Origin of the sequence: Pseudoalteromonas sp. GW168-MNA-CIBAN-0100 (assembly GCF_040309225.1) — a bacterium.
GTDB classification, from domain to species: domain Bacteria; phylum Pseudomonadota; class Gammaproteobacteria; order Enterobacterales; family Alteromonadaceae; genus Pseudoalteromonas; species Pseudoalteromonas arctica.
Window position 1 is genome coordinate 1 of the sequence record NZ_JBEOOL010001215.1, and the last position, 223, is coordinate 223.

1 tRNA gene is annotated in these 223 nt (G+C 49.8%); it reads right to left on the reverse strand.

Annotated elements, in window-relative coordinates:
* Positions 1-146: 146 nt before the first annotated feature.
* Positions 147-223 (reverse strand) — tRNA-Arg (locus AAEY62_RS25280).

The following is a 223-nucleotide window of genomic DNA, read 5'->3' on the forward strand; positions in this document are numbered from 1 at the left end:
GGCGCAGGAGGATTCGAACCTCCGACCGCTCGGTTCGTAGCCGAGTACTCTATCCAGCTGAGCTATGCACCCACTTTATAGTTTACTTATTTTAACTCTAAGTAGAGCTTTTGCTTATTTAGACTCTAAGCAGAGTTATTAAAGCATGGTGGGCGCAGGAGGATTCGAACCTCCGACCGCTCGGTTCGTAGCCGAGTACTCTATCCAGCTGAGCTATGCACCC